This window comes from Leekyejoonella antrihumi (assembly GCF_007845645.1).
Taxonomy (GTDB): Bacteria; Actinomycetota; Actinomycetes; order Actinomycetales; family Dermatophilaceae; genus Leekyejoonella; species Leekyejoonella antrihumi.
Genome location: NZ_VCQV01000032.1, coordinates 32,999 through 54,882, shown reverse-complemented (window position 1 = coordinate 54,882; position 21,884 = coordinate 32,999). Strand labels below are relative to the sequence as shown.

The window sequence follows — 21,884 nt, the reverse complement described above, 5'->3', positions numbered from 1 at the left end:
ATTGCGATCTCGATGACGGGAAGCCCCGAAAGCTGCGACCTCCCGGTTTCGGCTACGTGATCTCCTGTTCCTGGCGCCGTCTGGCGAGCTGCGACAGGGCGACCGCCACGATGAGCGCACCACCGTAGAAGACGTCTTGCACCCAGGAGCCGAGCCCGAGGATGGCCAGCCCGTTGACGCCGGTAGCGAGGAAGTAGACCGCGATGATCGTGCCCCAGGCATTGAACCGTCCCGGAACGATCGCCGTCGCACCGAGGAACGCCGCCGCATACGCCGGCAACAACTGCGCCGTTCCGGAGGTCGGGTCGGCGGAGCCGCTCGTGCCCGCGTAGAGGATGCCGGCCAGGGCGGCCAACACGCCGGCTCCGACCAGCGCCACGAGCCGAGTCCGCCCGACCTTGATCCCGCTCAGTCGGGCGACGTCGCGGGCAGTTCCGACAAACAGCATCTTGCGGCCGAACGTGGTGAGGTCGAAGAGGTACCAGACCAAGATGCAGGCGATCAGCCCGTAGTAGAACTCCAATGGAATTCCCAGGAAGCGATCACCAACGACGACATTCACCAGGCCCGGCGAGATGCCGGCAAACGTCTGGTCGTTGCTGATGAGCAGAACGATCCCGGCGAGGAACGTCCCCATGCCGAGCGTGACGATGAACGGGTTGATGCCGAAGATGAGCACGAACAGTCCGTTGAACAGCCCCACGACGACGCCCACCGCCAGCGCGGCCAGCACCACCAGCCAGATGTTTATGTGGTGCTCGCCGTTCATGATGCCGACCAACATGGCCGACAGCGTGAGGGTCCCGGCGATGGACAAGTCGTAGTCCCCTGCGCGCAACGGAAGGATCAGCCCCAGCGTCAGGATCACCAGCACGGCATCCGAACCTAGGATCGTCGCCATGTTGCCGACGGTGAAGAACGTGTCGGGACGCACGAAGCTGAAGATTGCGATGACCACGATCCAGGCCAGGATCAGCGATACGCGCTCGAACTGGCTTCGGGCCTGACGGCCGTTGCCGCGAGTAGAACGCGGTGTCGGCTTGGGCGTCTCGGTGAGGGTATCGGACATGGGTCAGCTCAGCTCCCTTCAGTCATCTGCTTGATGGGCGTGGTCAGGTAGCCGGCACCGGCGATGGCCTCCTTGGTCAGCGAGTGCCCAGGCAGCTCGGCAACCACCCGCCCGCGGGCCAGCACAAGCACGCGGTCGCACAGCTCGCTCAGCTGCTCGGTGTCGCTGCTGGCGCAGAGCACCGCCATGCCGTCGTGCGCGGCCTTGCGTATCCGCAGCAGGATCTGTTCGCGCGAGCCAACGTCGACACCGTGCGTCGGTTCGTGCAGCAGCAACAGCGACGGATTCGTAGCCAGCCACTTGGCCATGATCACCTTCTGCTGGTTGCCGCCACTGAGGTTCGCCATCTTGGTGCCCGGGTCGCGTGGTCGAATGTCGTAGTCGTCGAGCAGGGCGGCCGCGTCATGGTGGAGCCGCGAGCGATGCAGCAGGCCACGGCGCTGATAGCGGGAGATGACCTGCAGGGACAGGTTCTCCTCCACGGTCAGGGCGCCGGCGGCGCCCGCGCCCGCCCGGTCCTCCGGCACGAACGCGATACCACGACCCGTCGCGGCAGACGGCGTCATGGAGGTCATCTCGAACTCCTGCTCACCCAGCTGCAGTCGGCCTGTCGTGGCCTGCTGGGCGCCGAAGAGGAGCGCCGGGATCTCTTCGAAACCCGAACCGATCAGCCCGGCGACGCCGAGCACCTCGCCTTCGCGTATCGAGAAGCCGAGACCGCGCACCACGGGGCCGCTGAGATCACTGACGGTCACGACCGGCGGCCGTCCGTCGACGTCATCAGTGTGGGTGTCGGTCAGGTCGGTGCCTATTCGCCGCCCGATGATCATCTCCACCAAGTCGTCTCCGGCCACGTCGGCGGTATCTACGGTAGACACCAGCTTCCCGTCGCGCAGCACCGTGATGCGAGAGGTGATCTCCAGCACCTCGTCGAGGTAGTGCGACACGAACACCACGCTGTCGCCCTGCGCCGCGATCTCATGGATCAGCTCGAACAACTGAGCGCGCCCGGCACTGGGCAGGAACGCGGTGACCTCGTCGAGCACCAGGACACCGGGCGCGGCACGTGCGAGCGCATGATGCCGCCGCAGTCCCGAGACCGCGCGAACGATCGCCAGGTGCGCCTGGTCGGCCGCCGCCAGGGTGCCGACCTTCGCTGCCGGATCGAGCTCGCGTCCGTAGGGGGCGAGCATCGCCTCAGCGCGCCGACGCAGCTGCGAATCCCGTAGCAGCCAGCTCGGCTCCGTGCTCAGCTCGTTGACGAAGAGGTTCTCTGCGACGGTCAGAGTTGGCGCCAACATGAGGTCCTGATGAACGAAACGAAGACCCAACCGCTGCAGGCTGGCCGCCGAGATCGGCAGCGGCACCTGCTCACCGGCCACCTCGATCACACTGCCCGGCTCGGGCAGATGCAGACCGGACAGGGTCTTGATCAGCGTCGACTTGCCCGAGCCGTTCTCCCCCACCAGCCCATGGACCTCGCCGGCGGCGAGGTCGAAACTCACCCCGTCGAGGGCCCGGGTTGCACCGAACTCCTTGGAGACGTTGCGGACCGACAGCACTGGCTCCTGGCCCAGGGCCTCTGCGCTCGCAGCCGACATCATCGCCTGTGCTCTCCGGCAGCGGCGGTCAACTCAGCCCCCAGAGCTTCTTGTACCCGGCGAGGTAGGCGGTGCCGTAACCCGTCGAGTTCTTCGGCGGCGTCCCTGCCGTGTCGACGTTCTTCTTGGTGAAGATGTACAGCGGCGTCTTGGTGTCCTTGACCGGTTTCAGCCCGGCGGCCACGCGCATGTCCTGGTCCATTACAGCCTTGGAGACCCAGTCGAGGTTCTCCCCCACGTCCATCCGCACGGTGTTGCCGTCCTGCATCATCTTCAGGACGAACGGGGTGCCGTCGTAGGTGGCGATGAAGACCTTTCCGGTCTTGCCCGCCGCGGTGATCGCCGGGACGATGAACTGCGACTGGCTGTCGTAGACCGGCAGGATGTAGTTGATGCCGGGATCGGCGTTGAGGGCTGCCTGCACCTGAGACTGGGTCTGCGAGGCCCAGTTTGCGACCGTGACGTCGATTGTCTTGACCTTGCAGGTCGAGCAGCGCGTACTGAACTCGTTCTGGATGGCCTTGACCATGAAGTTGCTGCTCACCACGTCACTGGATCCGATGACCAGGACGTCAGCCTTCCCCTTCGTGTCAGCAACGGTCCAGTCCGCCATCAGCCGGCCGGCCTGTGCGTAGGGCACGTCGGCGGTTGCGGCGACGGACGGATCGGGTTTCTGGGCCACGTCGTAGGCATCCGAGACCACCACCGGTATACCTGCCGCCTTTGCCTGGGCAATTTGCGGATGCAGCTGCGACGGATCGATCCCGGCCAAAAGGTCGATGACACTGGCCTTCTGGTTCACAGCAGTCTGCATGCCGCGCACCCACTGCGCCGGCGACCCGCTGTTGCTGAAGACCTGGAAGTTCACCCCTACCTGCTTGGCTACCTCCTTCATGCCGTTCTGCAGCACCTGGACGAACTGGTCGGAGTTGTTGACGCCGATGCTGTAGATCGTCTTCCCGGCCATCAGCTTCTTGGCATCGAAGGACGGGCCGGGGGCGGTGAATGTCGGCAGCTTGCCGTACTTGGTCAGCTGCGCATTGACGTAGGAGAGGTCGACTCCGGCCGCGGCCGATCCGGACCCGGAGCCCGCCTGCGACGCGGGCGATCCCGACGACCCTGACGACCCGGACGACGGCGATCCGCTGCCGCTGCTGCAGGCCGCGACCGCCATCGTCGTGGCGACCGCAGATGCGACCAAGAATGCTCCGCTTCGCCGGCTGCGCCTACGCGCCGTGAGCCGAGTCTCCATGGAGTTGCTCATCTTCATGCCTTTCGTCGGTCTTCGGCCGACCGCTAGCTGCGGGCGGTCCTGCGGACGTTCACCGCGGGCAGGACGTGCTCGCCGTAAGCGGCGAGCGTCTCCGACTTCGCGTCGTGCTGCAGGTAGAGCGCGTACTGGTCGACCCCGAGTGACTCGAGCTCCTGCAGGCGCTCGACCTGACGGGCGATGGGGCCGATCAGGGCGAACCGATCGATCATCTCGTCAGGGACGAACGCGGTGTGCGCGTTGTCGGCCCGGCCGTGCTCGTTGTAGTCGTAGTCGGCTCGGCCGGCGATGTAGTCGGTGAGCGCAGCCGGGACCGCCACCCCGTCGGCACCATAACGAGCGACGATGTCGGCCACGTGGTTGCCGACCATGCCGCCGAACCACCGGCACTGATCGCGGGCGTGAGCATCCTGAGCGGCGCTGCCGTCGGTGACGTAGGCGGGTGCAGCAACACAGATCGTGACGGCCGACGGATCGCGACCGGCGTCGGCGGCTGCCTTGCGCACCGCGGCAATCGACCACGCAGTGATGTCGGGGTCGGCGAGCTGAAGAATGAATCCGTCGGCGATCTCACCGGCCAGTGCGAGGGCCTTCGGGCCGTAGGCGGCAATCCAGATCGGCAGCTTCGAGCCGAATGACCAGGGGAACTGGAACAGGTTGCCACGGTGCTCGACCTGCTCACCGTTGGCCAGCCCCCGGATCACCCCGACGGACTCGCGGAGCGCTGCGAGGGTGACCGGCTTGCCGTTGATCACTCGCACCGCCGAGTCGCCGCGACCGATGCCGCAGACCGTGCGATTGCCGAACATCTCGTTCAATGTGGCGAACAGTGAGGCGGTGACCGTCCAGTCACGGGTGGCGGGGTTGGTCACCATCGGCCCGACGGTCACGCGCCGAGTCTGCGCGAGGATCTGGCTGAAGATCACATACGGTTCCTCCCAGAGCAGGTGGGAGTCGAAGGTCCACACGTGGCTGAACCCGTTCAACTCGGCCTGCCGCGCGTACTCGACGACACGCGATGCGGGAGGGTCGGTCTGCAGCACGACGCCGAAGTCCATGTCAGCCTCAGATCAGGTTCTGGGAGAGGCCACGTCGGACGAACTGGCCGTGACCCCTCCGTCCGATGTAGCCGCTCTCGTCCTTGATCACGGTGCCGCGCGACAGGACGATGTCCACGTGCCCGTCGATCTCGAAACCCTCCCATGCGGAGTAGTCCATGTTCATGTGATGGCTACGCCCCTCGCCCATGCCGATCGAGGTGTGCCCCAACGGGTCGTAAACCACCACGTCGGCGTCCGCGCCGGGTGCGAGCACACCCTTCTTGCCGTAGAGGCCGAACATCCGCGCGGGTGCCGTGCAGCAGACCTCGACCCACCGCTCGAGGGAGATGCGGCCGTCGTGCACGCCCTGGTAGAGCAGGTCCATCCGATGCTCCACGGAACCGATTCCGTTCGGGATCTTCGAGAAGTTGCCGACCCCCAGCTCCTTCTGCTCCTTCATGCAGAACGGACAGTGATCGGTGGAGACCGCGGTGACGTCGCCGGTCCGGATGAACTTCCACAGCTCGTCCTGGTGCCCCTCTTCGCGGGAGCGCAGCGGCGTCGAACAGACCCACTTCGCGCCGTCAAACCCCGGGGCGCCCAGCTGTTCCTCCAACGACAGGTACAGATACTGCGGGCAGGTCTCGGCAAAGACGTTCTGCCCCGTGTCGCGGGCCTCGACGATGCGGGACAGTGCCTGCTTGGCAGAGACGTGCACGACGTATAGCGGGGCGCCGGTCAGGTCCGCGAGCATGACCGCCCGGTGGGTGGCTTCCTGCTCGGTCTGCCACGGGCGGGTCACGCCGTGGAAGTACGGTGCGGTGTCACCGCGCTCGAGTGCCTGCTGGACGAGCACGTCGATGGCCGAACCGTTCTCGGCGTGCATCATGATCAGCCCGCCGTTCTGGGCGGCGGCCTGCATGGTTTGCACGATCTGCCCGTCGCTGGACAAGAACACGCCCGGATACGCCATGAACAGCTTGAAGCTCGTGATGCCCTCGCCGATCAGCTCATCCATCGCCTTGAGCGACTCCGAGTCGACGTCGCCGATGATCTGGTGGAAGCCGTAGTCGATCGCGCAGTTCCCGCTTGCCTTCTCATGCCAGGTGGCGACCTGATCCTGCACCCGCTGACCGTGTGCCTGCACCACGAAGTCGACGATCGTGGTCGTGCCACCCCAGGCGGCCGCGCGCGTGCCCGTCTCGAAGGTGTCGCTCGCCTGGGTTCCACCGAATGGCATCTCCATGTGGGTGTGCCCATCGATACCACCGGGTATGACGTACTTGCCGGTCGCGTCGATCACCGTCTCCGCGGTGACCTCGAGCCTGCCCGGCGCCAACAGTGCGGTGACGGTCTCCCCGTCGATCAGCACGTCTTGCAGCGATGCACCGGTGGACGAGACGACGGTGCCGCCCTGGATCAGTGTGCGGGTCATGGCGTGGTCACCCGCGTGTAGGAGTCGGGGCGGCGATCGCGGTAGAACTGCCAGTCGTTGCGGACGGTGGTGATCACGTCCAGATCGAGATCGCGCACGAGGATCTCTTCCTTGTCCTTCGAGGCGATCTCACCGACGAAGTTGCCGCGCGGGTCGACGAAGTACGACGATCCGTAGAAGTGCGGTGCGTCGGGACCGAACTCGTCGACCTCCTGGCCGACTCGGTTGATGGCCGCTATGTAGTACTGGTTCGCGGCGGCCGCAGCGGGCTGCTCCAGCTCCCACAACCGGTTCGAGAGTCCCGGCTTGGTCGCCGAAGGGTTGAACACCACCTGGGCTCCGCCCAGCCCGAGCTCACGCCAGCCCTCCGGGAAGTGCCGGTCGTAGCAGATGTAGACGCCTACCCGGCCGACCGCGGTGTCGAACACGGGATAGCCCAGGTTGCCCGGCCGGAAGTAGAACTTCTCCCAGAACGCCGGCAGATTCGGGATGTGATGCTTGCGGTACTTGCCGAGAAGGGTGCCGTCGGCGTCGATGACCACTGCCGTGTTGTAGTACTCGCCCTGATTCTCCACCTCGTAGACCGGCAGCACGATCACCATCCGCAGTTCACGAGCCAGCGCCTGGAACCGTTCTACGGTCGGGCCGGGCACCGTCTCGACATACTCGTAGTACTTCTGGTCCTGCACCGCACCGAAGTACGGCCCGTAGAAGAGCTCTTGGAAGCACATGACCTGCACCCCGTTGCCGGCGGCCTCCCGCGTCATCTCCTCATGTCGGGCGATCATCGTCTCTTTGTTGCCGGTCCAGGCGACCTGGGTCACGGCTGCGCGAATTGTGGTCATTCGGCACTCCCGGTGTAGTACGAGTCGGCGAGGCCGAGCGCCTCGTCGACGATGGCGAGGCCCTCGCGGACCTCGGGTTCGGTGGTGACGCACGGTGGCACGACGTGGATGCGATTGCCCGCGATCATGGGCCACAGCCCGCGCTCGATGCACGCGGCCTTCAGCTCGTTCATCGGGGCGGCGTCGGCTCCCTTCGCATTGAACGGCACCAGGGGTTCACGGGTCGCCCGGTCACGGACCAGTTCCACGGCCCAGAAAACGCCGAGGCCACGGACCTCGCCGACCGACGGATGCTGATCGGCGATCTTGGCCAGCTCCAGCCCGATGACGTTGGCACCGAGATCTCGGGCGTTCTCGATGATGTGCTCGTCCTTGAAGATGTTGATCGACGCAACCGCGGTCGCGCAACCGAGCGGGTGACCCGAATACGTCAGTCCGCCGGGATAGACGCGTTCGTCGAACGTCGCGTAGATCGCCTCGTTCATGAGCACGCCCCCCAGAGGCACGTAGCCGGAGTTGACCCCCTTGGCGAACGTGATCAGGTCCGGGGTGACCTGCCAATGATCGACCGCGAACCACTCGCCACAGCGCCCGAACCCGGCCATCACCTCGTCGGCGATCATGAGGACGCCGAACTCGTCGCAGATCGCTCGAACACCGGCGAGGTAGCCCGGCGGCGGCACCAGGATCCCATTTGTCCCCACGACGGTCTCCAGGATGACCGCGGCGAACGACTCCGGGCCCTCAAGCGTGATCACCTCACGCAGGTGCGCAAGCGCCCGCTCGGTCTCCTCCTCTGGTGTGCTTGCGTAGAACACCGAGCGATAGGGGTACGGGCCGAAGTAGTGCACGATGCCGGGCATGCCGGGCTCGTTGTCCCACCGTCTTGGCTCTCCGGTCAACGCAATCGCCCCGGCCGTCGCACCGTGGTAGCTGCGAATCGCCGACAGGATCTTGAACCGGCCAGTGTGTAGGCGAGCCATGCGCATCGCGTGCTCGTTCGCATCAGCGCCGCCGTTGGTGAAGAACACATGGTTCAGGTCACCAGGCGCCAGCTCGCTGATCAGCCGGGCGGCCTCGCTGCGCGCGTCATTGGCGAAGCCTGGCGCAACGGTGCACAGCTTGGCCGCCTGCTCACAGAGTGCCGCAATCATCTTCGGGTGCTGATGGCCGATGTTGAGGTTGACGAGCTGGCTGGCGAAGTCCAGGTAGCGGTTGCCGTCATAGTCGGTGAAGTGCGCACCGGACGCCGACGCAATGGGCAGCGGATCGAGGCTGCCCTGCGCCGACCACGAGTGGAACACACCAGCACGGTCCAGCGCTTTGACCGTCGGGCCGTCGGCTGACAGCCCAGGCAGCACATCACTCATGACCAGCGCTCCTAACGCATCGTCGGAAAGCCGAGATCGATCTGGGACGTCGCCGGGTCCGGCCAGCGGGAGGTGACGACCTTGCCCCGGGTGTAGAAGTTGACTCCCTCTGGCCCATACATGTGCGTGTCGCCGAAGAGTGAGGCCTTCCAGCCGCCGAACGAGTAGTACGCGACCGGAGTCGGGATCGGCACGTTGATGCCGACCATGCCTACCTCGACGTCGAACTGGAACTGCCGGGCCGCGCCGCCATCGCGGGTGAAGATCGCCGTGCCGTTGGCGAACGGGTTCGCATTGATCAGCTCGACCGCCTCGTCGTAGGTCTCCGCCCGCAGGACCGCCAGCACCGGGCCGAAGATCTCGTCGGTGTAGACGCTCATGTCCGTGGTGACACCGTCGAGGAGGGTCGGCCCGAGGAAGAAGCCCTCGCTCGGCACGGCGCCGGCGCGCCCGTCGACGACGACCTTGGCGCCGGACTGCTCGCCCGCCGCGATGTAGCCGGCCACCTTGTCCCGGTGCGCACCCGTGATCAGTGGGCCCATCTCGCTGTCCGGATCGGCGCCCGCTCCCACCCGAAGCTTCGGCAGCCTTGCGGCGATCGCCTCGACGAGCCGGTCGCCGATCCCGCCGACCGCGACCGCCACCGAGATCGCCATGCACCGCTCCCCGGCCGCGCCGTAGGCGGCCGAGACCGCCGCGTCCGCGGCCAGGTCCAGGTCGGCGTCGGGCAGCACCAGCATGTGGTTCTTCGCACCACCCAGGGCCTGCACCCGCTTGCCGTTCTTGGTCCCGGTCTCATAGACATAGCGAGCGATCGGCGTCGAGCCGACAAAGCTGAGCGCCGCCACGTCGGAGTGCGTGAGCAGCGCGTCGACCGCCTCCTTGTCGCCCTGCACAACCGTGAATACGCCATCCGGCAGGCCCGCGCGCTTCCACAGCTGTGCCAACAACAGCGACGCCGAGGGGTCCTTCTCACTCGGCTTGAGCACGAACGCGTTGCCGCAGGCGATGGCATTCGCGGCCATCCACAAGGGGACCATCGCGGGGAAGTTGAACGGCGTGATCCCGGCAACGACCCCGAGGGGCTGGCGGATCGAGTAGACGTCGATACCGTTCGAGGCCTGCTCGCTGAACCCGCCCTTGGTCAACTCGGAGATCCCACAGGCGTACTCGACGTTCTCCAGACCACGGCCGACCTCGGCCGCGGCGTCGGAGAGCACCTTGCCGTGTTCGGCCGTGATGATCTTGGCCAGCTCGTCGGTGTTCGCGTGCACCAGCTCACGGAACGCGAACAGCACCGTCGAGCGTCGCGATAACGACGCCGAGCGCCATTCACGTGCGGCCGCCTTCGCGCTGGCGACGGCCCGGTCGACCTCGTCGGCGGAAGCCAGGTCGAGGTCGGCGGTCTGCAGCCCGGTAGCAGGGTCGTAAACGGGGCTCGTACGCCCGGAGGTGCCGGAGACCAGCTGGCCATCGATCCAGTGCGAGATTTGCGTTGCCATCCCGCAACGCTAGGGCTGGACCGCCGAGTTGGCCGCCACCATACCGTCATTTAATCCCGGGATCCCGGACGTAATGTAACGCGGGGAGGTAACGTGATCTCGCAATGGATCGATCGACTCTGCCGACTCTCGCGGAGGTGCTCGCGCTGCCGGCGGTGCAGCGCGGTAGCCCGCGGGTGCTCGTCGGCGAGGACCAGCTCGACCGTCGAGTTCGCTGGGTGCACGTGAGCGAGGTCAGCGACATCGCCAGCCTGCTCGAAGGCGGTGAGCTGATCCTCAGCACCGGCATCGCGCTACCCGAAGGCGCACCTGAGCTGGCCTGCTACGTGGCCGATCTCAAGGCCGCTGACGTGACGGCGCTGGCGGTGGAGGTGGGCCGCCGCTACCGATATGCGCTGCCGTCGGCGCTGGTCGAGGCCGCGGTCGAGAGCAGCCTGCCGCTGATCGAGCTGCGCCGGGTGACGCCGTTCGTGTCGGTCACCCAGGCGGTGCACACGATGATTCTCGATGCGCGGGTGCAGGAGCTGATCGCCTCCGACGCCGCGCACCAGGCGTTTACAGAACTCACCGTGAGTGGGCAGGGCCCGCAGCAAGTCGTCGATCTCGTGTCGACGATGTCCGGCCGATCGGTGGTCTACGAGAGTACAACACACCACGCCCTGACCTACAGCTGCGCGCCGGATGCCGAACCCGCCGACGTGCTCGCCCAGTGGGAGCGCATCCCGTCAGATCGGGATGAGGGCGACTGCTGGTATGCCGTCCAGGTGTCAGCGCCGAGCGGCGGGACGTGGGGGCGCCTGCTCATGCTCGGCGGCGAGACACCGACGCAGCGGCAGCGCATGCTGCTGGACCGAGGTGCCACCGCACTGGTGATCAACAGGCTCACCGACCGGCAGCTCGACAGCCTCGAACGGCATTCGCACCGCATGCTGCTCGCCGCGCTCGTGCTCGATGCTCAGCCATTGTCGGAGCTGGCCGCCGAGGCGCGAACGCTCGGCGTTCCGTTGGAGCGGCGCAGTCTGACCGGTGTCATCGTCCAGCCGATTGGCGAGTACGTCTCCCCGCGCGGCACCTTGGCGCTGCTGCACGATCTGGCAAGCGTGGCCGGCGCGGCACTGCAGGCGATCCCCGTGCCCGCGCTCGTCGGTGCGCTCGACGATGAGCGCGTCGCGATGCTGCTCACGGTCGGCAGGGCTTCGGACGTCGACGACACGCTCGACCTGGTCAGCGAGCGGTTGCACGCGGTCGCCGCTCGGCGGTCCGACGTACGGCTGGTCATCGGCGCAGGCAGCACCGTCATCGGGCCAGAGCGCGCACAGAGCACCTTGCGCGAGGCGATGCAGGTAGCCGATGCCGCACTGACGCTGCCCGCTCGCAAAGGCTATTTCCGACCGCCCGACCTGCGCCTGCGCGGGCTTGTGTTCACGCTGCGCGACGAGCCGGCACTGCACGACTACGTCGAGCGCGAGCTCGGGCCGCTGCTCGCGCACGATGCGGACACCGGGTCCCAGCTGTACGAGTTCCTCTCGGTCTTCTGCCGCTGCGGCGGTCGCAAGACGGAGACTGCGCATGCCCTGTTCATCTCCCGGCCGGCCGTCTACAACCGCATCCTCAAGGTGCAACAGGTCCTCGGCGTCGACCTCTCCGACGCCGAGGTGGTCCTCGGTCTGCACGCCGCGGTGCTGGCACGCGAGACGATGCGCCAGCCGACGCTGGCCGTGCGTAGTCGAGTGGTCAGAGCCAGTGCCGTTCAGGGGCGCTAGAACCAGCCACTGCTCTCCCGCACACCGGTCGCCGTAGGCTTGTGACCATGACGCAGATCACGCATCCGCTGGTGACTCCACAAGCCTTGCATGCCCTGCTGCAGGACCCGTCGACGGCGCCCACGGTGTTGGACGTGCGCTGGCAGCTGGGGCGGCCGTCACTGCGGCCGGCCTACGAGGAGGGTCACCTGCCGGATGCGGCCTGGGTCGAGTTCGAGAAGGCCCTGACCGGCTGGCCCGGGGAGGGAGGCCGCCACCCGCTGCCGGCCAAGGCGGTGTTCGCCGCCGCGATGCAGGCGGCCGGTGTGCGCAACGACCGGCCCGTCGTCGTCTATGACGAGGCGAACTCCCTTGGCGCCAGCCGACTCTGGTGGCTGCTGCGCTACTTCGGCAAGGATGACGTGCAGGTGCTCGACGGCGGATTTGCGGCCTGGCTGAGGGCCGGGCTGCCGCTGGAGTCCGAGGGGACATCGCCCAGACCGGGCGACTTCACCGCAGCCGCGCGGCCCGAGATGCTGCTCGACGCGGACGGCGCCGCCCGATACGCCGACACCGAGCTGCTGCTCGATGCCCGCCCCGCCGAGCGGTATGCCGGTCGGAACGAGATCATCGACCCGGTCGCCGGACACATACCGGGCGCGAAGCCGTCCCCAGCCCTGGTCAACGTGCAGGAGGACGGTCGGTTCCTGCCCGCCGACGAGCTCGCCGCCCGCTTTGGCGAGCAGGGCATCACGACCGGCACGGTGGTCGGCACCTACTGCGGGTCCGGAGTGCAGGCGGCACACCTCGCGCTGGCCTTCGAGGTTGCGGGTCTCCATCCACAAACCGCGGTGTATGTCGGCTCCTGGTCACAATGGATCACCGACGCGGACCGGCCGGTCGTCACCGAATGAGATCGGTGCAGTGGATCCGCGCGCTATAGCCAACGCACCCACGGCACTCCCCCAACCAACCCGTCACGTGCAGTGGGTCCGCGCGCTATAGCCAACGCATTCACTGCACTCGGCGCCTATCCGCCGTCGACGGAGATCTCCGCGTCCGCGATCATGGCGCGCAACCGCCCGTCGACCTCCTGGTGGTCCAGCCAACCCTCGGGCAGGATCACCCGCCGCTCCGAGCCCGCACGCCCCCGTTGACCCTCGGCGGCCTCGCCAGGCCACGGCTGATCGAGGTCGAGCCCACCGATCAGGTCGTCCAGTGCAGCCAGCGAGTCGACGAGCGCGAGCTGCGATCGCAGCTGGCCACCGACCGGGAAGCCCTTGAAGTACCACGCGATGTGCTTGCGGATGTCCCGGCAGCCCTTGAGCTCGGACTCATAGAACTCCACCAGGTAGGTCGCGTGCAGCCGCAGGATCTCGGCGACCTCGCGCAGGCCCGGCGTCACCCGCTGCGTCGTGCCTGCGAACGCGGCGGCGAGGTCCGTGAAGAGCCACGGCCGCCCGAGGCAGCCGCGTCCGACCACCACCCCGTCGCAACCGGTCTCCCGCACCATCCGCAGCGCATCCTCCGCCGACCAGATGTCGCCGTTGCCCAGCACCGGCACCGAGGTCACGATCTCCTTCAGCCGGCGGATCGCGGTCCAGTCCGCCGTGCCGGAGTAGGCCTGTGCCGCGGTGCGTGCGTGCAGCGCGACAGCCGCGACGCCCTCGCCCTCCGCGATGCGGCCCGCCTCGAGATAGGTCAGGTGGTCGGAGTCGATGCCCTTGCGCATCTTAACGGTGACCGGTACGCCATACGGCGTGGCCTCGCGGACCGCGCTCGCGACGATGCTGCGGAAGAGCTCGGTCTTCCACGGCAAGGCCGAACCGCCGCCCTTGCGGGTCACCTTGGGGACGGGGCAGCCGAAGTTCAGGTCGATGTGGTTACAAAGATCTTCGCTGACCAGGATGTGCACGGCCTTCGCGGTGGTCGCCGGGTCCACACTGTAGAGCTGGATCGACCGTGGCGACTCATCGGCATCGTGCTCGATCAGCCGCATCGTGACCGGGGTGCGCTCGACGAGCGCACGAGAGGTGATCATCTCGCTGACGTAAAGGCAGGTGGCGCCACCTGCCACTGAACCGGCGTCGCCATACTGTCGGCACAGTCGCCGGAACGCCCGGTTGGTGATGCCGGCCATCGGTGCCAGCACCACGGGCGACGTGATGGTGTGTGGCCCGATCTGTAACGGTGGCAGCGTTGGCTGACCCTCCGTCGTCGGAGAGGGAGAGCCTGGGTTCCTGGTGAGCAGATCAGTCATCGCGGGCCCATCATCGCAGGTGACCGCAAATCGCGGTGCTATCGAGTGCGAAGGTCACGGCGACAACGGGCGCCGGCTTGCCGCAGGGCCGGGAGTCACGGCACAGACGATCCGGCCCGTTCGGCGACTCTCTGGACGAGGTGGCGGGGACCACCTGCGGCCGCCTGCGCATACAACCCACGGCGGGTCAGTGGCCAGTCCGTAGGTTTGCCCCTGGTGAAGACGAACTGCGCGAGCCCCAGCGTGCCGTAGTCGAACCCCGCCTTGGACCCGGCAAGCCACAGGTCACGGGTCCGATAGAACTCCTCGTCGAACATCGCGACGATCCGATCGTGATTCTCCTGGTGGTTGCGTCGCCACGCGGACAGTGTGCGCACATAGTGCTGCCACAGGTTCTCCCGATCGATGGACCACAGCCCCTCGTCCGCCAGCAGCCCTTCGACCTCCTGCACGGTCGGCAGGTATCCACCGGGGAAGATGTGCCGGTCGGTCCAGGCATCGTTGCCCTGGTGCATCTGGTTGGTGATCGCGTGCACCATGCCGACCCCTCCGGGAGTCAACAGTCCGTGCAGCACCTGGAAGTAGTTGCGGTGCAGGTGGCGGCCGACGTGCTCGAACATCCCGACGCTGGCAATCCGGTCGTAGGGCCCGCGCACAGCCGGGTCGTCGGCTCCCGGGAGATCCTGGTAGTTCATCAGTCTGAACTGCACCCGATCGCTGACACCCTCTCGAGCCGCGAGCTCGTTTGAGCCCGCGAGCTGTTCGTGACTCAGGGTGATCCCCACGGCCTGCACGTCATACTTCTTCGCCGCAGCCACCGCGAGTGCGCCCCACCCCGAGCCCACGTCGAGCAACCGCTGCCCGGGCTCAAGGCGCAGCTTGCGCAGCACGTGATCGATCTTTTGCACCTGGGCCGCTTCCAGGGAGTCGCCCTCATGCTCGAAGTAGCCGCACGAATAGGTCAGGCTCGAGTCGAGGAACAACCGGTAGTAGTCGTTTCCGACGTCGTAGTGCCGACTGACCTGGTCGCGCTGACGGCTCCGACGGTTGCGCTCCCGGCGGTAGACGCGGCGCAACGGCTTGAGCGCGTGCACGGCGCCCTGGTTGTGCGCGATGATCCAGAAGAAGTCGTCGAGCTCATTCTCACTGATCCGGATGTCACCGCGCACGTAGGCTTCGCCGAAGGCCAGGCTCGCGCTGCCCAGCGTCTTGCGCAGCCGCAGCGGTGCATCCGCAGCGACGTGAATCAGCCTGCCGGAGCTGCCATAGGACCGCTCATCACCATCCCAGAATCGAACTATCGCCCGACCGGAACGGATGCGCCGCAGCACCTGATCAATCAGTCGCTTTTCGACCACACCGCTTTCCACCATGCTATCGCCCTCTTCGACGCTACATAGGTATTCTATCCTGCCGGGCTCGTACGCGCAGGTCGGCGGCGGATGCCCTGATCCCCCAACAGCGACCGAAAGTCCGGCACGTCGTCCAGCGACAGCTCGCGCTCAGTGCGGCCGGGCCGAAGCCCCACCAGCCAGTCGCCCCGCCCGACCAGCGCATCCGCGAGCTCACCTGCACCGCGCTCGATGCGTCGCGCCAGATCGTCGCCTGCGAAGTCGTCGGTCGCGGCGAAGACAGCGGTCGGCAGCACGACCGCGTGCAGGTAGGTGAACAGCGGTCGCATCGCGTGCTCGAGCATCAGCGAGTGGCGCGCCGTGCCGGCAGTCGCCGCGACCAGCACCGGCGTGCCGCCCAGGGACTCCGGATCGATGAGGTCGAAGAATGACTTGAAGAGGCCGCCGTAGGACGCGGCAAACACGGGGGTCACTGCGATCAACGCGTCTGCGGTCTCGACCTGGTCGATCACCGCGCCCAACGACGTGCTCGCGAACCCGGAGGTCAGGTCGGAGGCGATCGCCTGAGCATGCTCACGCAGCTCGACCACCTCGACCTCCGCGCCCTCACCGCGGGCACCCAGCTGGCTCTCGAGGGCCACAACAAGTCGATCGGTCAACAGCCTGGTGGACGATGGCACGCTCAGGCCGGCCGTCACGGCCACAACACGGCGGGTCATCGGGTCGAGCCTTCCTGCCCGGCCGTCACGCCGGGCTCACTCAGATCAGCTGAATCGGCCGGTAGAACGCGGGCGTTCGGCGCGTCGACGCCGGCTGCCAACAGCTCGGCATGAGTCGGTGCGTGCGCGGGCACGTGTGCTGGGCGCAACGCATCAGCCTCCTTGCGCAGCACCGGGATCACCTGCTCCCCGAGGATGTCCAGTTGCTCCAGCACCGTCTTGAGCGGCAGCCCGGCGTGGTCCATCAGAAAGAGCTGCCGCTGGTAGTCACCCACGTCGTCCCGGAAGCCCAGGTAACGCTCGATGACCTGCTGCGGCGAGCCTACGGTCAGCGGCGTCTGCGCCGTGAACTCCTCCATCGACGGCCCGTGACCGTAGACCGGCGCGGCATCGAAGTAGGGCCGGAACTCATGGACCGCATCCTGACTGCTCGCCCGCATGAAGACCTGCCCGCCGAGTCCGACGATCGCCTGGTCGGCGCGCCCGTGGCCGTGGTGCTCGAACCGCTGCCGATAGAGGTCCACCATCGCACGGGTGTGCTCGGTCGGCCAGAAGATGTGGTTGTGGAAGAACCCGTCGCCGTAGAACGCGGCCTGCTCGGCGATCTCGGGGCTGCGGATCGAGCCGTGCCAGACAAACGGGGGTATGCCGTCCAGCGGGCGAGGCGTGGCGGTGAAGCTCTGCAGCGGGGTCCGGAACTTCCCCGCCCAGTCCACGACGTCCTCGCGCCAGAGCCGGCGGAGCAGGTGATAGTTCTCGACCGCAAGGTTGATCCCCTCGCGGATGTCCTTGCCGAACCACGGATAGACCGGGCCGGTGTTGCCACGTCCCATCATCAGGTCGACCCGGCCGCCCGACAGGTGCTGCAGCATCGAGTAGTCCTCGGCGATCTTGACCGGGTCGTTCGTCGTGATCAGGGTGGTGGAGGTCGACAGCTTCAGGCGCGTGGTCTGCGCGGCGAGATAGCCGAGCATCGTCGTCGGCGAGGAGGGCACGAACGGCGGGTTGTGGTGCTCGCCCGTGGCGAACACGTCCAGGCCGACCTCCTCGGCCTTCAGCGCGATGCGCACCATGGCCTGGATCCGCTCGGCCTCCGTAGGCGTGCGCCCCGTCGTGGGGTCGGGGGTGACATCCCCGACGCTGAAGATCCCGAACTCCATGTCGCCTCCTAAGTAGTTGCAATTTCAACTACCTTAACGTGGCATCACGGCGGGACATTCCCCAGTGCCGAGAGGCACACATCTCGCCCATCGGCATACCAAACTCGTGCACCTCTCGATGGGCAGGTATGCCTCTCGACAAGGTGGTCAGAGCCAGCCGTTGTTCTCGGCGACCTGAACGGCCTCGGCCCGCGTGCGGGCGCCGGTCTTGCCGATCACGGAGGACAGGTGGTTGCGCACCGTCCCCTCGGAGAGGAAGAGCGTCCCGGCGATGACGGCCACCGTTCCTCCCCCACGCGCGGCCTTGAGCACCTCGGTCTCCCGCGCGGTCAGTGGCGACTCCCCCGCCACCAGCGAGTCGGTCGCGAGCGCGGGGTCGACCACGCGAAGCCCCTGGTGCACCCGCCGCACCGCATCGGCAAGCTCCCGCGCGGGCGTGTCCTTGACCACGAAGCCTGCTGCGCCCGCTTGCAACCCACGCCGTAGGTAGCCCGGCCGGCCGAACGTGGTGACGATCAGCACGCGAATGTCGGGCAGCGCCTTGCGCAGCTCGGCGGTGGCCGCAATGCCGTCCAGTCCCGGCATCTCGACGTCCATCAGCACCACGTCGGGCCGCTCCCGCTCCGCAACGGCAACAATCTCGTCGCCCCGCGAGGCCTCCGCAACCACAGTCAGGTCGACCTCGAGCTCCAGCAGCGCCGCCAGCGCACCGCGCACCAGGGCCTGGTCATCCGCGAGCATCACCTTGATCGTCACGCACCGACCCTATGGGGCGCGTGCACGACGGCGGTCGGCCGCCTCACGTCAACGCCTGGCTACCCGGCACCGGACCGATCCGCGTCACCGGCGTCCCTTGCCTGGTCGCGACCGGGCCATCGCTCAGCACCAGCATCTGCACCTCAAAACCGTGCGGCTCAAGGGTGCGGGTGACCAACGCTGCACCGACGGCACCCGCCCGCTCACGCAGCCCGCGCAGTCCGTTGCCGCTGAGTCCGACCGCCGCACCCGCGCCGTTGTCCCTGATCGTGATGCTCGAGCTGTCCACCACAATCGTGCACTTCCGCGCGGCACTGTGGCGCACCACATTGGTCACCCCCTCGCGCACCGTCCACGCGAAGACCTCCTGCAGGTCCTCCGGCACCTCGTCGAGCGCATTGGGCAGCTCGGCGTCCACTCCGGCCGCGGTGAGCGCCTCCCTGGCGCGGATCAGCTCGCCCGACAAGGAGATCTCCCGGTACCCCTCGACTGCCCGCCGCACGTCGGACAGGGCGCTGCGCGACAGCCGTTCGAGGTCGGCGACCTCCGCCTTGGCCCGGTCGTGGTCGACGTCGATGAGCCGGTTCGCCAGCTCCGCCTTCACCGTGATGACCGTCAGTGAGTGGCCCAGGATGTCGTGCAGGTCGCGCGCCATCCGGTTGCGCTCCTCCTCCACCAGCAGCTGTGCGTTCTCCTCACGCGCCCGCCCGAGTGCCCGTCCTCGGCGCGCCGCCAGGATCCCACCGCTGCAGGCGACCATGGCCAGGAGCATCGCGAACGGCAACGAGTTATCCGTCTGCCAGCCGGGCAGAGTGAGTTCGAAGACTTGGTAGAGGCCGGTCAGCACCAGGCTCACCACGACTGCCGGCCGGAACGACCAGGTCCACAGCCCCGAGACCGCGAGGAAGACCCACGCCGTCGTGCCGCTCTGTCCGACGAGGGCAGTGGAGAGCCCTGCCAGCACCAGGACGACACCATAGCGAGGCAGGACAGCGCGCCGCTTCGCCCGGCTGAGCTCGACCTCGGGGGCGAACGCGATGCTGCCGGAGGACGAGAAGTGCCAGAGGTATGCCGCGGCGAAGGCGACCACGGCGCCCATCCCGGCCCATCCTCTGACCTCGCCCCGCATACCCCACGCGACGCCGAGCGGCTGCAGCAGAAAGACCAGCCAGATCGCGACCATGACATTGCCGAAGATCCGCCCGGTGTCGTACGCAGCCGCCCGACCGGCCGCGCCCTCCCCGGACGGGTCGATCACGCCGCGCACCCGGCCGACCCAGGCACGCAGCGTGCGAGGTCGACCGGGTGCTTGTGTGTTCATGGACCAAGCCTCTCACTGACGCCTCTCCCCCGATGGGAGACGCTGCCGGATGCTCAGACGCGGTCGGTGTCTCGTTGGAAGCGCCACACGGCGCCGCCGACGAAGATGGCCAGCCAGACGACCGCATTGATCAGCCACGAGATGCGGAACTCACCGAGCAGGGGGCCGTGCACGATCTCGTTCAGACCCCACAGCGGGGTGAACTCGGCGAAAGTCTGATACCACCCGGGCATGGCGCTCAGGTCCACGAACAGACCACCGGCAAAGGCGAAGAGCACGATGCTGAAGGCCAGGATCTGCATGACGTTCTCGGTCGGCAGCAGATATCCCATGAACAGGCCGTATGCGGCATACATCAGGGAGCCGACCCACACGCAGGCCGCGGTGCTCACCCACACCCACAGCGGCATGTCCGCCTTGCCGGTGATCGCGCCCACCACGAAGACGCCGAGCATCGCGGCCAGACCGAGGGTCATGGCGGTGAGGGCCTTCACCAGCACGTAGGCGAGCGACGTGAGCGGGGTCAGCCGCAGCTGGCGGCTCCAGCCCTCGGAACGCTCGATCGACACCATCGAACCGCCGCTTGTCGTCGCGAGAATGGCGCCGTAGAGCGCCATGCTCACCAGGATGAACGCGCTGACATTGCCGTGCGCGCCGGCCGAGAGCGCCTGGTCCTTGCTGCTGATGGTGAGCCCGAATACCAGGTAGAAGAAGATCGGCATCAAGATGGTGAAGATCATCGTGCGCTTGTTGCGCAGCAGTCGCCTGACCTCCAGTCGGAGCAGGGTCGGGTTGAACCCGCCCATCGGTGGGACGTTGCGAGCCCTGATCTGGGGAGCTGTCGTGGTCATCGGTTCTCTCCCTGATCGGAGCTGGTCAATGCGATGAAGGCCTCTTCGAGGCCGCGAGCGACGATCTCGAGGTCGTGGGCCGGTGTGTTGTTGAGCAGATGACGCGCGACCGCGTCGGTGTCGGCCGAGTGGATGAGCACACTGTCTCCGCGGATCTCGACCCCGTCGACACCGGGTATGCCGTGCAGCGCGGCGCTGTCGGCGCCCCGCAGGGTGCAGCGCACGATACGACCCGCTGTCATGGCCTTGACCTCCGCAGCCGTGCCGTCCGCCACCACCTGGCCCTCGCGCACGAGGACGATGCGATCGGCATACGCGTCGGCCTCCTCGAGGTAGTGCGTGGCAAACATCACCGTGCGGCCGCGGCGGGAGTCCTCGCGTATGGCGTTCCAGAAGTCGCGGCGACCGGTGACGTCCATGCCGGTGGTCGGCTCGTCCAGGATGATCAGCTCTGGATCCGACAGCAGCGCCATCGCAAAGCGCAGTCGCTGCTTCTCGCCGCCGGAGCATTTGCCGACCAGGCGGTCGGAGATGTCGGCGATGCCGGCCCGTTCGAGGACCTCGCCGGCGGGACGGCTGTGTGCGAAGAGGCTGGCGGTCAACTGCACGGTCTCCAGGACGCTGTAGTCCTTCAGCAGGCCCCCGGTCTGCAGGACCGCCGAGACCAGCCCCTTGGCGATGGCCTCCCGTGGTGCCATGCCATAGACGCTGACCTGCCCCTTGTCCGGGCGGCCGAGGCCCAGGATCATGTCGATGGTGGTCGTCTTGCCGGCGCCGTTGGGGCCGAGGAAGGCCACGACCTCGCCGGGCCGGACGTTCAGGTCGATGCCGCGCACGGCGTGCACGTCACCGAAGCTCTTGTGGATCCCCTTCAGGTCCACCGCGGCAATCGCCTGCCGTGACTGCCCCGCCTCGCGGGGCCTTTTCAGGTCTGTTGTCATGTCGCCCACTCTGCCGGGCTTCGCGACAGGCACCATGGGGCGACTGTCACCGACCGGCCATGACATTCGTCATCCCTCGACGGTTTAGGCTCATGCGGTGCCTGTCGAAGAACGCCCCTCGGTGCAAAGCTCTCCCCTGCGCGTCAGGGCCGAGCACCTGAGCGACCCCCTGATCCAACGTCTCGCGCGCCTGCCCAAGGCCACGCCGGTGATCACGGTCCTCGTCGTCATGGTGATCGGCGTGATCTTCCGCCACGTCGTCGGCGCAGTCTGCTTCGGCCTGTGCGCGCTGCTGATCGCCTGGCTGCTCTACCTGGCCTGGCCGCGACTGTCCCCGATCGAGCGGATGATGCGCGCGGCGATGCTGCTCCTACTTACGGCCATCGCCGTGGTGCTCGCCGCCTGACGAACCGTCTACCGCGGGCTCGCCCTCCTGCGCCCGAACGGGCTGGACGGTCCGCCGAGAGTCCTTCGACTTTGAGCCGAGCCCCCCAATCATGACCGTTACGGCCGCGACGACGCAGCCGAGGACAAGCGCCGTCGTGAAGTATTCGAGCATGTTCATGGCACCAGAACGTACGCCGGGAACGTGAATGAAACATGTGAGCCGGTCATGGCGCCTTGATCCCCGGTGGTTTTATCATCAACTG

Annotated in this window: 19 protein-coding genes; 3 read left to right on the top strand and 16 right to left on the bottom strand. The window is 67.1% G+C overall.

Annotation, left to right across the window (positions count from 1 at the left end):
• Positions 1-52: 52 nt before the first annotated feature.
• Genes FGL98_RS19000 through FGL98_RS18965 form a run of 8 tightly spaced genes read right to left on the bottom strand, consistent with a single transcriptional unit; the run spans position 53 to position 10,132 of the window.
• A complete protein-coding gene (locus tag FGL98_RS19000) occupies positions 53-1,069 on the bottom strand; it encodes an ABC transporter permease (protein WP_146319419.1) in 1,017 nt (338 codons plus the stop codon).
• 8 nt (positions 1,070-1,077) lie between these two features.
• Positions 1,078-2,673 (bottom strand): sugar ABC transporter ATP-binding protein, encoded by a 1,596-nt coding sequence (locus tag FGL98_RS18995; protein WP_146319417.1) that lies wholly within the window; start codon positions 2,671-2,673, stop codon positions 1,078-1,080.
• 25 nt (positions 2,674-2,698) lie between these two features.
• Positions 2,699-3,934 carry a sugar ABC transporter substrate-binding protein gene (locus FGL98_RS18990; protein WP_186526257.1) on the bottom strand — a complete coding sequence of 412 codons (1,236 nt, stop codon included), beginning with the start codon at positions 3,932-3,934 and terminating at the stop codon, positions 2,699-2,701.
• Positions 3,935-3,966: 32 nt separating this feature from the next.
• The gene (locus FGL98_RS18985; protein ID WP_146319413.1) at positions 3,967-4,998 is read right to left on the bottom strand and encodes a TIGR03842 family LLM class F420-dependent oxidoreductase; all 1,032 of its coding nucleotides are present in this window, start codon (positions 4,996-4,998) and stop codon (positions 3,967-3,969) included.
• A 7-nt stretch (positions 4,999-5,005) separates the two neighbouring features.
• On the bottom strand, positions 5,006-6,415 hold the full coding sequence (gene hydA, locus FGL98_RS18980) for a dihydropyrimidinase (protein ID WP_146319411.1): 1,410 nt from the start codon (positions 6,413-6,415) through the stop codon (positions 5,006-5,008).
• Positions 6,412-7,260 (bottom strand): nitrilase-related carbon-nitrogen hydrolase, encoded by an 849-nt coding sequence (locus FGL98_RS18975; protein ID WP_146319409.1) that lies wholly within the window; start codon positions 7,258-7,260, stop codon positions 6,412-6,414. Before FGL98_RS18975 ends, hydA begins: the two co-directional genes overlap by 4 nt.
• Positions 7,257-8,630, bottom strand: a complete 1,374-nt coding sequence (locus FGL98_RS18970) for an aspartate aminotransferase family protein (protein ID WP_146319407.1) — start codon at positions 8,628-8,630, stop codon at positions 7,257-7,259. Before FGL98_RS18970 ends, FGL98_RS18975 begins: the two co-directional genes overlap by 4 nt.
• A gap of 11 nt (positions 8,631-8,641) precedes the next feature.
• A complete protein-coding gene (locus FGL98_RS18965; protein ID WP_146319405.1) occupies positions 8,642-10,132 on the bottom strand; it encodes a CoA-acylating methylmalonate-semialdehyde dehydrogenase in 1,491 nt (496 codons plus the stop codon).
• Positions 10,133-10,236: 104 nt separating this feature from the next.
• Here FGL98_RS18965 and FGL98_RS18960 point away from each other — a divergent pair, with 104 nt between their 5' ends.
• Together FGL98_RS18960 and FGL98_RS18955 are read left to right on the top strand one after the other, a co-directional pair.
• On the top strand, positions 10,237-11,895 hold the full coding sequence (locus FGL98_RS18960; RefSeq protein ID WP_146319403.1) for a PucR family transcriptional regulator: 1,659 nt from the start codon (positions 10,237-10,239) through the stop codon (positions 11,893-11,895).
• Positions 11,896-11,942: 47 nt separating this feature from the next.
• Positions 11,943-12,788: a sulfurtransferase gene (locus tag FGL98_RS18955; RefSeq protein ID WP_146319401.1), complete on the top strand. Its 846-nt coding sequence runs from the start codon at positions 11,943-11,945 to the stop codon at positions 12,786-12,788.
• A gap of 116 nt (positions 12,789-12,904) precedes the next feature.
• Here the strand turns inward: FGL98_RS18955 and dusB are convergent, their stop codons facing one another.
• The 8 genes from dusB to FGL98_RS18915 all read right to left on the bottom strand — a co-directional run bounded on the left by dusB (position 12,905) and on the right by FGL98_RS18915 (position 21,234).
• Complete coding sequence (gene dusB, locus FGL98_RS18950; protein WP_146319399.1) at positions 12,905-14,134, bottom strand: tRNA dihydrouridine synthase DusB; 1,230 nt, start codon at positions 14,132-14,134, stop codon at positions 12,905-12,907.
• Between the two features lie 95 nt (positions 14,135-14,229).
• Positions 14,230-15,492, bottom strand: coding sequence for an SAM-dependent methyltransferase (locus FGL98_RS18945; protein ID WP_186526256.1), 1,263 nt, complete (start codon positions 15,490-15,492; stop codon positions 14,230-14,232).
• Between the two features lie 47 nt (positions 15,493-15,539).
• Complete coding sequence (locus FGL98_RS18940; protein ID WP_146319395.1) at positions 15,540-16,205, bottom strand: FMN reductase; 666 nt, start codon at positions 16,203-16,205, stop codon at positions 15,540-15,542.
• A complete protein-coding gene (locus FGL98_RS18935) occupies positions 16,202-17,365 on the bottom strand; it encodes an LLM class flavin-dependent oxidoreductase (RefSeq protein WP_146319393.1) in 1,164 nt (387 codons plus the stop codon). The genes FGL98_RS18940 and FGL98_RS18935 overlap by 4 nt, the downstream gene beginning before the upstream one ends.
• Before the next feature lie 147 nt (positions 17,366-17,512).
• The gene (locus tag FGL98_RS18930) at positions 17,513-18,106 is read right to left on the bottom strand and encodes a response regulator transcription factor (protein WP_146319435.1); all 594 of its coding nucleotides are present in this window, start codon (positions 18,104-18,106) and stop codon (positions 17,513-17,515) included.
• A 58-nt stretch (positions 18,107-18,164) separates the two neighbouring features.
• Positions 18,165-19,442 (bottom strand): sensor histidine kinase, encoded by a 1,278-nt coding sequence (locus FGL98_RS18925; RefSeq protein ID WP_146319391.1) that lies wholly within the window; start codon positions 19,440-19,442, stop codon positions 18,165-18,167.
• Between the two features lie 53 nt (positions 19,443-19,495).
• Positions 19,496-20,293 carry an ABC transporter permease gene (locus FGL98_RS18920; RefSeq protein ID WP_146319389.1) on the bottom strand — a complete coding sequence of 266 codons (798 nt, stop codon included), beginning with the start codon at positions 20,291-20,293 and terminating at the stop codon, positions 19,496-19,498.
• Complete coding sequence (locus FGL98_RS18915; RefSeq protein ID WP_146319388.1) at positions 20,290-21,234, bottom strand: ABC transporter ATP-binding protein; 945 nt, start codon at positions 21,232-21,234, stop codon at positions 20,290-20,292. The genes FGL98_RS18920 and FGL98_RS18915 overlap by 4 nt, the downstream gene beginning before the upstream one ends.
• Positions 21,235-21,331: 97 nt before the next feature.
• On the opposite strand from FGL98_RS18915, the gene FGL98_RS18910 reads away from it, so the two are divergent.
• Complete coding sequence (locus tag FGL98_RS18910) at positions 21,332-21,640, top strand: DUF6703 family protein (RefSeq protein ID WP_146319386.1); 309 nt, start codon at positions 21,332-21,334, stop codon at positions 21,638-21,640.
• Positions 21,641-21,884 lie beyond the last annotated feature (244 nt).